Annotated in this window: 11 protein-coding genes; 7 read left to right on the top strand and 4 right to left on the bottom strand. The window is 54.4% G+C overall.

Features of this window, described 5'->3' with window-relative positions; translation table 11 throughout:
* Nucleotides 1–80: 80 nt before the first annotated feature.
* Together J2I46_RS07575 and J2I46_RS07570 are read right to left on the bottom strand one after the other, a co-directional pair.
* Nucleotides 81–2,333: a xanthine dehydrogenase family protein molybdopterin-binding subunit gene (locus J2I46_RS07575; RefSeq protein ID WP_207328404.1), complete on the bottom strand. Its 2,253-nt coding sequence runs from the start codon at nt 2,331–2,333 to the stop codon at nt 81–83.
* A 36-nt stretch (nt 2,334–2,369) separates the two neighbouring features.
* Entirely contained in the window at nt 2,370–2,825 is a 456-nt protein-coding gene (locus J2I46_RS07570) for a (2Fe-2S)-binding protein (RefSeq protein ID WP_207328403.1), read from the bottom strand.
* 430 nt (nt 2,826–3,255) lie between these two features.
* Here J2I46_RS07570 and J2I46_RS07565 point away from each other — a divergent pair, with 430 nt between their 5' ends.
* Nucleotides 3,256–4,392: an energy transducer TonB gene (locus tag J2I46_RS07565; protein ID WP_207328402.1), complete on the top strand. Its 1,137-nt coding sequence runs from the start codon at nt 3,256–3,258 to the stop codon at nt 4,390–4,392.
* 72 nt (nt 4,393–4,464) lie between these two features.
* On the opposite strand, the gene J2I46_RS07560 is transcribed toward J2I46_RS07565, so the two are convergent.
* Complete coding sequence (locus J2I46_RS07560; RefSeq protein ID WP_207328401.1) at nt 4,465–5,424, bottom strand: AraC family transcriptional regulator; 960 nt, start codon at nt 5,422–5,424, stop codon at nt 4,465–4,467.
* Nucleotides 5,425–5,750: 326 nt separating this feature from the next.
* Between J2I46_RS07560 and J2I46_RS07555 the strand changes: the two genes are divergently transcribed.
* The 6 genes from J2I46_RS07555 (at nt 5,751) to J2I46_RS07530 (ending at nt 12,031) form a co-directional block, all read left to right on the top strand.
* Nucleotides 5,751–6,233 carry a cyclophilin-like fold protein gene (locus J2I46_RS07555; protein WP_207328400.1) on the top strand — a complete coding sequence of 161 codons (483 nt, stop codon included), beginning with the start codon at nt 5,751–5,753 and terminating at the stop codon, nt 6,231–6,233.
* A 56-nt stretch (nt 6,234–6,289) separates the two neighbouring features.
* Nucleotides 6,290–6,934, top strand: a complete 645-nt coding sequence (locus J2I46_RS07550) for a (2Fe-2S)-binding protein (protein WP_207328399.1) — start codon at nt 6,290–6,292, stop codon at nt 6,932–6,934.
* Complete coding sequence (locus J2I46_RS07545; RefSeq protein ID WP_207328398.1) at nt 6,931–7,950, top strand: FAD binding domain-containing protein; 1,020 nt, start codon at nt 6,931–6,933, stop codon at nt 7,948–7,950. The genes J2I46_RS07550 and J2I46_RS07545 overlap by 4 nt, the downstream gene beginning before the upstream one ends.
* 2 nt (nt 7,951–7,952) lie before the next feature.
* Entirely contained in the window at nt 7,953–10,193 is a 2,241-nt protein-coding gene (locus tag J2I46_RS07540) for a xanthine dehydrogenase family protein molybdopterin-binding subunit (RefSeq protein WP_207328397.1), read from the top strand.
* A gap of 180 nt (nt 10,194–10,373) precedes the next feature.
* Nucleotides 10,374–10,943 (top strand): DapH/DapD/GlmU-related protein, encoded by a 570-nt coding sequence (locus tag J2I46_RS07535; protein WP_207328396.1) that lies wholly within the window; start codon nt 10,374–10,376, stop codon nt 10,941–10,943.
* An 86-nt stretch (nt 10,944–11,029) separates the two neighbouring features.
* Entirely contained in the window at nt 11,030–12,031 is a 1,002-nt protein-coding gene (locus J2I46_RS07530) for a carboxymuconolactone decarboxylase family protein (protein WP_207328395.1), read from the top strand.
* 95 nt (nt 12,032–12,126) lie between these two features.
* On the opposite strand, the gene J2I46_RS07525 is transcribed toward J2I46_RS07530, so the two are convergent.
* Nucleotides 12,127–13,314: an MFS transporter gene (locus J2I46_RS07525; RefSeq protein ID WP_207328394.1), complete on the bottom strand. Its 1,188-nt coding sequence runs from the start codon at nt 13,312–13,314 to the stop codon at nt 12,127–12,129.
* Between the last annotated feature and the right edge of the window lie 95 nt (nt 13,315–13,409).

Here is a 13,409-nt window from a genome sequence, read left to right as displayed (position 1 = left end):
TGCTATTATCATCCCGAAGAATAAGGGATGACAAAGCGCTAGGCATCAACGACCAGAAACTAATCGGTCAAGCACTAACTTTAAATCTGTTTGTCAATTTCAGACTTGAAGGGTTGGTTATAGAAACGTTTGCCCTTGTTTTTGTACAGCGCGTTGGCCACCGCGCCAAACACCGGCGGGAAAGGCGGTTCACCTAAGCCGGTTGGGTCGAGGTCATTTTCCACGAAGTGAACCTCGATCTTTTTCGGCGCTTCGTTGTGGCGAATCATCCGGTAGGTGTGGAAGTTGTTTTGCTCGGCAGCTCCGTCCTTGTGCGTCAGGGACCCGTAGAGTGCGTTGCCGATGCCGTCGACTACCGCACCCTGCACCATGTTTTTGGCGGCATCGGGGTTCACCACAATGCCGCAGTCCATAGCGCTGAATACACGTTCGACGTAAGGCTCGCCATCGCGGGTGACCATATCCACTACGTGGGCGGCGTAGGAGTTGTGGCAGAAATAAGCCGCTACGCCCCGATTATATTTCTCGCTGCCCGGCTTATTCCAGCCCGACTTGTCGCGAACCAGCGTCAGTACACTCGCATAGCGGTCGGCATCGTACTCGTTGTTTTTGCCCACCGGATTTACCTTGGCCCGCTTCAGTAGGTCGAGCCGGAACTCGATGGGGTCTTTGCCCATTGCTTCAGCCACTTCGTCCAGGAAAGACTGTTCGGCGGCGGCATTGAAGTTGGAGCGCGGCGCCCGAAACGCACCGATGGTGATGTTAGACGGAATCTCCCATCCTTCGGCCAAATAGTTATCCACGGCGCCGGCCGGGAAACGGTTGGCATGAATGGCGTGCTCCGGAATACCACCCCCTTTCACATGGAAACCGATCAGGTTTTTATTGGCATCCAGCGCGGCGCGGTAGGTGGCCGTGTACATAGGGCGGTAGATGCCATAGGTCATGTCATCTTCGCGGGTGTAGATCAGTTTAACCGGCACCTTAGCCTGTTTAGAGATCATAGCCGCTTCGTAGAGATACTGACCATATGCCCGGCGACCGAAGCCGCCACCCATACGGGTCATCTGAATCTCGATCTTGTCGGCAGGCAGACCTAACAGTTTTGTCAGCGTGGGTTCAACCCAGCCTGGTGCTTGCAACGGCCCGGCCACCACCGCTTTTTCATCCGTCACATGAGCGAAGAAATTCATCGGCTCCATGCAGTTATGGGCCAGAAATGGCGCATTGTAGGTACGTTCAATCACCTGTGCCGCATTCTTGAATGCCGCTTCAGGGTCGCCGTCTTTTCGTAGTTGCTGCGCCGGTTTGCCCGCCAGTTCCTGCATCTTTTCGAGCTGGGCACTGGTCGTTTCGAGTCCGCCCGGTACGGTAACCTCACGCTTTCCGCCCCGGCCCATCATTGTGTCTTTCACGTCACCGGCAGGCTCCCACTGGGTCACCAGCTTCTTACGGGCATTCATCACTTCCCAGGTCGATTTGCCTACCACGACCAGCAGATCGTTGAACGTGCGGGTATCGAAACCGCCCTGCTCGAAACCGTCGGGGTACAGTTTCAGGGTGAACACATCCTTGATGCCCGGCATTTTGAGGGCCTGCGCCGCATCGAACGATTTCAGCTTCATGCCGAAAGCGGGCGGATGCTGAATCATGGCGATCATCATCCCATCGGCCCGGTAATCTAATCCGAACAGGGGCTTGCCCGTCACTATCTTTTTGCCTTCAACGTTCTTCTTCGAATTTCTGACAATCGTAAAGTCTTTCGGACTTTTCAGCTTCATCCCCTTGGGCACTGGCAGCGTGGCGGCTTTACTGGCCATCTCGCCGTATTTAGCCGATTTTCCGCTCGCATGGCGCAACATGCCTGCTTTTGTCGTCACTTCGCCAACAGGTACGTTCCAGGTTTGGGCGGCGGCTTCGCAGAGCATCTGGCGAGCGGCGGCACCGGCCTCCCGGAGTGGCTTCCAGTACATCCGAATCGAGTTACTACCGCCCGTAAACTGTGGTCCCAGTTTCGCATTGTCGTGCGAACCCATTTCGACGATCACGTTTTTCCAGTCGGCATCCAATTCTTCGGCCACCATCATCGGCAACGACGTCATCACGTTCTGGCCAAATTCCGGGTTGGGGCAGATGAGTTTAATGACGTTGTCGGGCGTAATCTGAATATAGCCATTCAGTTGCGCCCACTGCTCCGGCAGGTTTAGTGCCTCCAGTTTATCAGCGGCTACGGCCTTCGATAACCAGCTCACGCTGAGTAGCATTCCGCCACCTGATAGTAGCGACGTTTTTAAGAAAGAACGCCTGTTGTATGTAGTGCTGCTTGTTTTCATGGTCAAGGTTCTGTTTCCGAATTGACAACAGGATGATTACTTCTTCGCCGCTGATTTAATGGCGTCTTTGATGCGTAGGTACGTTCCGCACCGGCAAATGTTGCCACTCATGGCAGCATCGATGTCGGCATCGCTGGGCTTTGGATTGGTCTTAAGCAATGAAGCCGCACTCATCATTTGCCCCGACTGGCAGTAGCCGCACTGGGCCACATCGTGTTCCAGCCATGCTTTCTGCACCGGATGGTCGCCGTTAACCGACAGGCCTTCTATGGTGGTAATGGCCGCCTTTCCAACAACCGAAACCGGCAGTTGACACGAGCGAACCGCCGTACCGTCGAGATGAACCGTGCAGGCACCGCACTGGGCGATACCGCAGCCGTATTTAGTGCCGGGCATGTCCAGATGATCCCGTAATACCCAAAGCATAGGCGTTGCTGGATCAACATCCACCAGCCTGATCTTTCCGTTGATTTTTAGATTATACTTTGCCACTGTTGTCGGGTTTGCCAGGTTATACAGATCGTTTCTTAGAGAGTACCGGTAACTACAAAGGTCTCAAACATACTGGTAGAAGCGGGCATACATATTACGGATGTTACTACCATTTTTACTGATTCAGAAGCGACAAACGACGATTGCTTACTTGCAGAAACACAACTAATTGACGGAGTTCAGGTTGGCCATCTAGCTCGGCCGGCAGACACTGACGACCGGCTCTGTGTGTTTTTACTTCCATCTACAACGAGTGTCCCCTGCCGGAATAGGTTTCTGGTCATGTAGCGGCTGGTTCAAGAAGAAAACCACATCGTAACTAACTGTCAATCAATGGCCGTCAACTCAAATCGACACTGATCAATAGTAAGTAGTGGGCTGGAAATTTCTTTTCATGAAAATACCTTCATCTACTAATATATCTTGCCGCATGGAACGGATCACTGTGCTTCTGATTGGTTTGCTTATCGGTGGCCATACGGCTCTGGCTCAGTGTGTGGTTAGTAAAGATGTGTATGGCCAGATCGTGACGACCTGCGAGGTGTACGAATCAGGTTTGTCAACGGCACCGAGTCACAAGCAGGAGACGTACCTGGGTAGCCCCTTTCTAACCTATCCTGCCTGGCAAATGGGAACGGTGCAGATAGAGCCGGGCGGGAAGGAAGTCGCCTGTGAGTTAGCCTACGATCTGGTTGCTAATGAAGTGCAGTGCCATTTCGAGGCAAATTCACCCCTCTCCCGACTAACCCCCTACGCCTTCACCATCGACGGCCTAACCTTTGTCCGCCAGCTAAGTGATCTGCCGGGCGGACTGGCAAAACGCTATACCACGGTGCTCTATGCAGGCCCAACCAAACTTACCAAAAGCATAATCTCCCGGTTGGTACCCACGTTGACCACCAATGGGTACGACAAAAGCAGCGTCTTCCAAGGACATTATCAGCAAAAAGAGACCTATTATATCCAGAAGGGAGACGCCCAGCCAGAGTTGACATCGCTCGATGAAGCCTCGTTGCTCAAGACACTGCACGGCCGATCAACGCCACTGGCCACAAACGCACCGACCAGACAATTACCCGCTGATGAGGTTATCAAGATGTTGATGAACTACGACTCTGTATCGGCGATTGCCAACCTGAGTAAACCGGCGCTGAGTACAGATGCCCTGTTCAATCAGCAACTGACCAGAGAATTAAGCTACCCCAACCAGGCCTGGCTGGCGGGCGTGTATGGGCGGGTATACGTAGGCTTTACCGTTAATGAGCAGGGACAGTTGGGCGAGCTGGTCACCCTCAGTCCGGAAAATATTGGCTACGGGCTGGATCAGGCGGTGAAGCGGGCGTTGAAGCAGGTGGGCACACTCAAACCCGCTTATCAGGGACGATACGCCCTACCGGTTGCTTTTACGTATGACCACACCCAGGATACAAGAGACGCCTACGTACCGGTGAACGTGCTGGCTCCGGAGCGGTATGTCGACCGGATTTTGCTCACCGAATTCGTTGTGCCAATTAAGGTCGCCAAGCCCGTGCCCACCATCAGAGAAGTGTGGGGTTTCTACAAGTGAACCAGCTCTAAACTGGTCAGGCAACGTACCTGATATATACTTTCCATCAAGTTGATGCTACACGGACTTGAACTACCCTTCGTAATCAGGCGAGATCGGCGAGCGTCGGAATTCGTTCGGCGTAACGCCTACGTATTTTTTAAAGAACTGACTAAAATTTGGCTGATCGGCAAAGCCGATGATCCGGCTGATTTCCTGCAACGTCCAGTTGGTCTGCACCAACAGGGCTTTACTTTCTTCCAACAGGCGATTTTTGATGAGCGTACTAACGGGTTGGCCGGTATGTTTTTTCACCAGGCCATTCAGATAACTCGGATTCAGGTTCAGTTTCTCCGCATAGTCTTTAGCCGAGCGTAGTCGAATAGGATTGTCAAGATTGGCAAGATTCGTCTCTTTCTCGAGCAGTTCGAAAAAATTATACACGTGGCGGTAGTCGTTGGTGATCTCACCTACGGGCTCGTAATCGGTGCCTTTGAGACTTTCGACCAGGATGAGCTGTACATACGCCTGCATGGCTTCTTCGGCCAGTTCTCCGCCCGAGGCCGCTTCGGCTTTCATCTGGGTCAACAGGCGGTGAATCATCCGGGAAGACTCTTCTGACAGCCGGAGAATCTTTTTCTCCGTGAAAAATTTATACCGGTCGATGATTAGTTTCAGCGACGGATGCTGGGCCAGGTATCGCTTCTTGAACATACAGAATATGCCCCCTCCCACTTTGGGCGTCGCATTGCGCCAGCACACGATTTCGTTAGGATGCAGGAACAGAATGGTGCGTTCGTCGATGAAGTAGTTGTCCTTACCCATGGTTTTAAACCCGGTGCCGCTGGTCATGAACATGATCTTGTAAAAGTCCCGACGGTTCGGCGTCAGGTAGTTGTCGCAGCCGGTTTTTTCGCGATCAACCACCTTAATGTTCCAGTTTTCATAGTATAGCCGACTGACGGGTGTGGTGCCAGGCGGTAAGATGGACGGTATATCGTACACCATCGTAATGGGCTGTGGATCGCCCGATCTGTGGGGTCGTGTTTTCATAAGGAAAGCCATAATCTCTGTACTTGAACGAGTATCACTGACGTATATCGCCAGACAATTACATGCGCTTAAATGCCAAAACTAGGCCTTTTGACACCTAAAAGCCACTATACAAGCCTCTTATCGAAAAATGCGGTTTTCATAAAAAGTGCGTTGGTTTTGCTATAAGAGCGTCCCACCCCCTGCAGTAGTTTTGCCATAAAAGGCACACGTATGGGAACACGAATCAGAACAATAGATAGCACATTGTTCGTTGTCGCTTACCTGATAATGGTATTTGGCTAATCTGATTTCTACGCGTTGCCAATACTCAATGGAGAACCTCTATGAAAAACGCAACGATCATCCTGCTGCCACTCCTCCTGCTTACCAGTAGCCTTATGACCTGCAACATGGACGACATGCAAACCGCTAACCCAGTCAGCATGGAAAACAACGATACCAATTCAGATATAACTGGCAACAAGTTACGAATCAGGGTTGGCTCCAGTACATTCAGCGCAACCCTTCTCGACACCCCGACAGCCAAGGCCTTCAAAGCCCGATTACCGATCACTATCTCGATGAGTGAGCTGAATGGTAATGAGAAGTTTTACAGCTTCCCAACCGATCTCCCGACCAGGGCCGCTAACCCGGGAATGGTTCAAACGGGTGATCTGATGCTATACGGGTCGAACACGCTGGTACTTTTCTATAAATCGTTTTCTACGTCGTACAGTTATACAAAAATCGGACGGGTCGATAACCCGGCGGGGCTGGCCGCTGCCCTGGGTTTGGGCAACGTAACGGTCACCTTCGACCAACTCTAACCCGAATGACTTCGTAGCCAACATTGATCCATCTCACACGTTAGTAAAACTTGCTTATGAACCAACATGAACACACCGGTGGTGAGTCAGCTTCGGCTGATTCATCCCGACGCAGCTTTTTAAAACAATCGTCGGCCCTGGCCGCCCTGGTGCTGACACCACCAACCGCAATGGCTGCCGCCGACCAGGGTCTCGACGAAAAGATGGCCGCCGCGTTTGAGCAGATGCCGCTTCAGGTCAACGTCAATGGAACAGCACATCGGCTGTCGATCGAACCACGGGTTACCCTGCTCGATCTGCTGCGCGAACAACTCCACCTGACCGGCACCAAAAAAGGCTGCGATCACGGCCAATGCGGGGCCTGTACGGTCCATGTCGATGGAGCCCGGGTCAACGCCTGCCTGACATTGGCGATGACGACCGAAGGCAGCACCGTAACGACCATCGAAGGACTGGCTGATGGCGGCCCGACGGGAGCGTTACACCCCATGCAAGCCGCCTTTATCAAGCACGACGGTTTCCAGTGCGGCTACTGCACCCCCGGCCAGATCATGTCGGCGGTGGCCTGTATCCGTGAAGGGCACGCCAACAGTCCCGACGAAGTACGCGAGTACATGAGCGGCAACATCTGCCGGTGCGGGGCCTACGCCAATATTGTGGATGCGATTATGGACGTCAAAAAGGGAGGAGCTAAGGTATGAATCCGTTTCAATTTACGCGGGTTACGACCCCCAAAGCCGCCATTACGGCGATTACGAAAGAGAACGGCACCTACTTCCTAGCCGGCGGCACCAACCTCATCGACCTGATGAAGCGCGAGGTAATCATTCCCGAACGGCTGGTCGACATCAACAAGCTCCCACTGGCAACGATCGAGAAAACGGCCACTGGCCTGCGAATTGGCGCCATGGCCAAAAACTCGACCGTTGCCGATCATGAGCTGGTGAAGAAGCACTTTCCGCTGCTGTCGCAGGCCCTGAACGCGGGCGCTTCGGCACAACTGCGGAACATGGCTACGGTGGGCGGCAACATGATGCAACGTACCCGCTGCCCGTATTTCTACGACAATTCGATGCCCTGCAATAAACGTAGCCCCGTTCAGGCAGGCCCCGACAAAGGACAGGCCAACGGCCCAACGGGCTGCGGAGCCATCGGCGGTATCAATCGCATGCACGCCATTTTCGGTACCTCGACCAAGTGCATTGCCGTTCATCCAAGCGACATGTGTATTGCGCTGGTGGCGCTGGATGCCACGGTGAACGTGTCGGGGCCAAAGGGTGATCGGCAGATTCCGTTCAGCGACTTTCATCGGTTGCCCGGCGACATGCCACAGAAAGACAACACCCTGCAACCCGGTGAACTGATTATGTCGGTGGACCTGCCGACAAACCGGTTTTCCGACAACTCACATTACCTGAAAGTACGGGATCGGGCCTCGTATGCCTTCGCTCTGATTTCGGTAGGCGTGGCGATCGACATGAAGCGAGGCACCATTCAGGATGTTCGGCTGGCGATGGGCGGGGTGGCGCATAAACCCTGGCGACTAACCGCGGCGGAAGCCTTTCTGAAAGGCAAACCCGCCACTGAAGCCAACTTTAAACAGGCTGCCGCGCTCGCCATGCAGGGCGCAAAAGGCTACGGCGAAAATGATTTCAAACTGACGCTGGCCCCTAACTCAATTGTCGACGCGTTGAAAACCGCCGCTAAAACCGCCTGATCATGATGAAAGACCTAACAAATCCCCCGATTGATCGGATCGACGGGCGGATGAAAGTGACCGGCGGGGCGCAGTACTTCGCCGATTTTGACCTACCCAATACAGCCTATTGCGTCATTGTTGGTAGTGAAATTGCCCGGGGAAGCATCGCCAGCCTCGACACGAAAAAAGCGCTCGGGGCACCAGGCGTGCTGGGCGTGTTTACGCACCAGAACATGCCGCCCATTCCGGGTTGGGATGCGCCCGTTGGCGGAGAGGCCGATGGACCCGCCCCAAAACCGAAAACCGAAGAAACCTACCGGATCCTGAGCAGCCCTAAGATCCTGTTCGACGGGCAGCCCATCGCCATCGTCGTGGCAGATACGTTCGAGCGGGCCACCTACGCGGCCTCGCTGGTCAAAGCCACCTATACCAAACAACCAACCCGTACTGACCTGCACAAACACGTGTCGGACGGTGTGGCACCCAAAGGCGCCGAGGGCGGCAACTATTTGCGGGGGAAAGCCGATGCCTACCAAACGGCTCCGGTTACGCTGGAAGCTAACTACACGATTCCCGTGGAGGTGCATAACCCCATGGAACTGCACGGCATTCTGGCCCACTGGACCGCCGCGAATACGCTGATGATCTACGCCAAAACGCAGGGCGTAAACGCCACGCAGCAGGCCATGGCCCAGGCTTTTAAGCTCGACCCGAAGAATATTCACGTGCATACGGAATTCATGGGCGGCGGTTTCGGCATGGGGCTACGTACCTGGCCTCAGGAAACGGCCGTTGTCGCCATTGCCCGGAAGATCAATCGTCCGTTGAAACTGGTCGTGAGCCGGAGCCAGATGTTTACCCTGGTTGGTCACCGGCCGTACACGGTACAGACGATCAACATGGGAGCCGACCGCGACGGGAAGCTGATCGGGATTGCGCACGCGGCTACTGCCGAAACAGCCAGCTACGAAGACTTCACGGAGGCGACCGTCAACATGACCAAGTTCATGTATGCCTGCCCCAACGTGAGCACTCGCTACCGCCTGGTGCGCCTCGACCGGAGCGTACCCATCTGGATGCGGGGCCCTGGTGAAGCCACGGGCGCGTTTGCGCTGGAATCGGCGATGGACGAGATGGCCCATAAGCTGAACCTCGACCCCATCGAATTCCGCCTGCGCAACTATACGGAAACCGACCCCGAACATAACCGCCCTTATTCGAGCAAACACCTGAAGGAGGCATATCAGCGAGGTGCCGAAGCCATTGGCTGGAAGAATCGCAAGAACGAACCGGGCAGCGTACGCGAGGGCGACTGGCTCATTGGCTACGGCATGAGCACAGGTACGTTCAATGCTTTCCGGTGGGAGGCCAGCGCCCGAATATTGCTGAAAGCCGATGGCTCATTGACCATCCAAAGCGCCGTCACCGACATTGGCCCGGGCACCGGAACGGCCCTTACCATGATTGCGCATAACGTACTGGGTGTTCCGGTTGATCGCATCAAGGTCGAATACGGCGACACCTCGCTGCCGAAAGCCCCGACGCAGGGCGGCTCGGCCATTGTCTCGGCCGTGGGGTCGGCGGTATATGATGCCTGCACGGCCATTAAAACCGAGCTGGCCGGGCTAGCCTTGAGAGCGGGTGGCCCACTGGCGGGTCAGCAAGCCGATGAACTGACGCTGGCCGATGGCGTGCTGTCTGTTGAGAAAGAGCCGAAAAAGAAAGTGGCTGTCAGCGACCTGATGCAGGCGAATAACCTGACGGTACTTGATAAAACAAAAGACTCGAAAGGCGGACCTGAATTGGGCAAGTATTCGATGTATTCGTTTTCCGTCCATTTCGTGCAGGTACGTGTCAATCCGCAGACGGGTGTGGTACGCGTTACCAAGGCCGTCAGCGTCGCTGATTCGGGGCGCATCGTGAGCCCTAAAACGGCAGCCAGTCAGATGATCGGCGGCGTGGCGGGTGGCATCGGCATGGCCCTGACCGAAGAGGCAATTATTGATCACCGGTTCGGCCGCTTCGTCAATAATAACCTGGCCGATTACCATGTAGCCGTTCACGCCGACGTACCTGCCATCGAAACGATTATGATCGACAAACCTGACCCGATCATCAACCCGATGGGGGCCAAAGGCATGGGCGAGATTGCGCTGATCGGCTTCGCCGGTGCGGTTGCCAACGCGGTTTTCAACGCCACGGGCCAACGCGTCCGCGACCTGCCGATTACGCCGGATAAGGTGATGCAAAAGCTGGCGTAATACGATTCTTGTTACTTATAAGGCCCTTAACGCGTCTTTTTTTGTCATCCCGGCGGACCGATCGGTCCATCGGGATGACAAAAAACGCGTCAGCATCGTTGCATAGCGACCTGGTAAGAGTCTTACCTGCCAGGTCGCTACGCGACGTCCCCCTATTCACCGTAATCCCACACAAACAGCATGCCCGAAAAACAAGCCGATCTCTTCCAGCGAATGAGCGCTGGCGAACCGTTGCGAAAAGATGACCCTGAGTATGCCCGATTTGGCGAGGTAGTGGCGCGTACCATCCGGCTATGTGTTACCATGAACGCCACGGCGACAGATACCGATCAGGTACGTAGTCAGTTAAGTACAATCATCGGTACCGAAATCGACTCATCGACAACGATCTTCCCCCCGTTTTATACCAACTTTGGCCAGTCTATTCGGCTCGGGAAAAACATCTTCATCAACCATGCCTGCTCATTCCTGGATATTGGCGGCATTACCATTGAGGACGATGTGCAGATTGGCCCACGCGTTAATCTTACCTCCGAAAATCACCCGCTGGACCCCGACGACCGCAAAACCGTTATCCTCCAACCCATCCTGATCAGGCGCAACGCCTGGATTGGCGCGGGAGCCACTATTTTACCGGGTGTTACGGTTGGCGAAAACGCCATTGTGGCGGCGGGGGCCGTTGTGAGCCGCGATGTGCCCGCCAATACCGTGGTTGCCGGTATTCCGGCGAAAATGGTGAAGACCCTTTAACACGACCAAAACAAATTGACGCGATGCGCACAAACACCTTACTGCCCATGCTACTGCTTTTGGGGCTATTGATATCAACGACAGGCATGAACGCGCAACAAGCATCATCCAACAAGCAAACGTTAAGTTCGCAGCAGCAAAGCATCGTCGCTATTGCTGCGCTCACCGCCGCTGGTGACCTCGATAGGCTAAAAACGCAACTGGGCACTGGGCTCGACGCAGGCCTGACGGTCAACGAAATCAAGGAATTACTAGTGCACTTATATGCCTACTGCGGTTTTCCGAGAAGCTTAAACGGACTAGGTACGTTCATGGCCGTGTTGGACGAACGGAAAGCCAGGGGTACTCAGGATTCGCAGGGCAAGGCGTTTCGATCGACGAATAGACAGTCTGACAAGTATGAACGGGGCAGGAAAACACTAGAGAAACTGAGCAAAACGCCCCAGCCCAAGCCCGCGCCGGGTTTTGGCGAATTCGCCCCACGGATTGATGCCTTTTTGAAAGAACACCTGTTTGCCGACGTGTTCGACAGCAACGTACTGACTCATCAGCAACGGGAGTTAGTTACCATATCTGCCTTGGCCGCCATGCCGGGAGTGATCGCCCAATTAGAGACCCATGTAAAAATCGGGCTAAATACGGGACTGACGGAAAACCAGTTGACCGATGTGGCGGGGTTGATCGAAACGGTCGTCAGCCGAACCCAGGCCAATACACTCAGGACCGTATTGGCAAAACCGCCTGTCCCTGTCATGGAACCGGATAGAATGGTCCGCATCGCTGAACTTGAGATCGTACCGGATTATCTGGACGAGTACAAAGCTATCCTGAAGGAAGAATCGGCAAAGTCGGTGCAATTGGAACCAGGGGTGATCGCCATTTTCCCGATGTTCGAAAAAGAACGACCAACGCAGATCAGGCTGGTCGAGATATACGCGAGTCAGGCAGCATATCAGGCGCATTTGAAGACACCGCATTTTCAACACTACAAAACAGGAACAATGAAGATGGTGAAGTCCCTGAAACTTATCGACATGGACAGCCTTGACCCTGCCAGTATGCTGGATGTATTCAAGAAGCTGAAATGAGGTACGACCAGTCGCTACTTATGGCTATCTGTGCTGGCGAGGAGTAGCTGCCCGTATTTCGCTGCTGCGCAGCTTGAGAAGGCGATTTTGTTTCCTTAATCAGCGCTGCCTTTCACACCGTAGCTCAGGGCGACTGATCCCAACAGCAAGGCTAAACAGCCCAACGCAGCAGGCAGCGAAAACTGCTGGGCGATGAAGCCGAGCAAGGCCGGACCGGCCAGCAGACCAGTGTAGCCAATGGTTGTAATGGCCGCTATACTCACCGTTGGGGCAACACCGGGCAGTTTTCCAGCGGCGCTGAAAAAGATCGGCACTATATTGGCCACTCCCAGGCCCAGGAGCACAAAACCAACCAGACTTATCCATACCCAGGGGCTCAGGATAGCAATCAACAGGCCGACGGCACCCAGTAAGCTGCCACCTACTACGACCGTTTTGCTACTCAGACGGGCCACCAGCTTGTCGCCCACTAACCGCATGATGGCCATGGCAACGGAAAAGGCAGCGTAGCCTACCCCCGCCAGTTCCGGTTCGATTCCTTTAATGTCGCGCAGAAAAATGGCGCTCCAGTCAAGAACGGCTCCTTCGGCCAGAAAGACGGCAAAGCACATCAGCCCCAGGAATAATACGCTTCCGTGCAGCCAACCGAAGCGCTGGCCACTCGATGCTGGCTTGCCGTCCGTGGTAGCGAATCGGGTAATAAGCACTCGCTCTGTATCGACGGGGAATAAATGACGGTATTGGGTGAGGGTAATCAGGATCATCAGGGTGGCAATGCTACCAATTGCGTAAAGCGGGTTCATACCTGCCTTAATTAAAACGCCCAACCCCAGGGAACCGAACAAACCACCCACGCTGAAAAGGCCATGTAACGACGACATGATGGGTCTTCCATACAGGTTTTGCACCTGCACACCATGCGCATTCATGGCTACGTCTACCGCACCAACACCCGCCCCAAATACAAAGAGGGTTACCGCCGTGGCAGCCGTGGAGGTCAGAATGAGCAATAGTGGCAGGGCGAAGGCCATTACCAGCACGGCACATGCCATGATGATACGGCTCCCGAAACGCCCCACCAGCCAGCCTGAAGCAGGCATCATCAGCATGGCTCCAGCCCCCAGCATCAACAATAATAACCCCAGGCTGCCGTCGTTCAGGGCTAACCGATCTTTGGCGAAGGGCACCATTGGGGCCCAACTGGCCATACCCAGCCCACAAACCAGAAAGATTAGCTGGGTGGCCCTGCGGGATTTTAAGACAGATGATGTGGCTATTGTCATTCCGAAAGGTGATTGTAGCGCTAAATATAGGCGAATCGGTTTGTCGCGTGCAACAGTCTGCTGTCCGATAGCTCGTCACTGAAGCTGTCTACCTT

Origin of the sequence: Fibrella forsythiae (assembly GCF_017353175.1) — a bacterium.
Lineage (GTDB): Bacteria > Bacteroidota > Bacteroidia > Cytophagales > Spirosomataceae > Fibrella > Fibrella forsythiae.
Note: the sequence above shows the minus strand (reverse complement) of the source record. Positions and strands in the feature narration are given on the sequence as shown.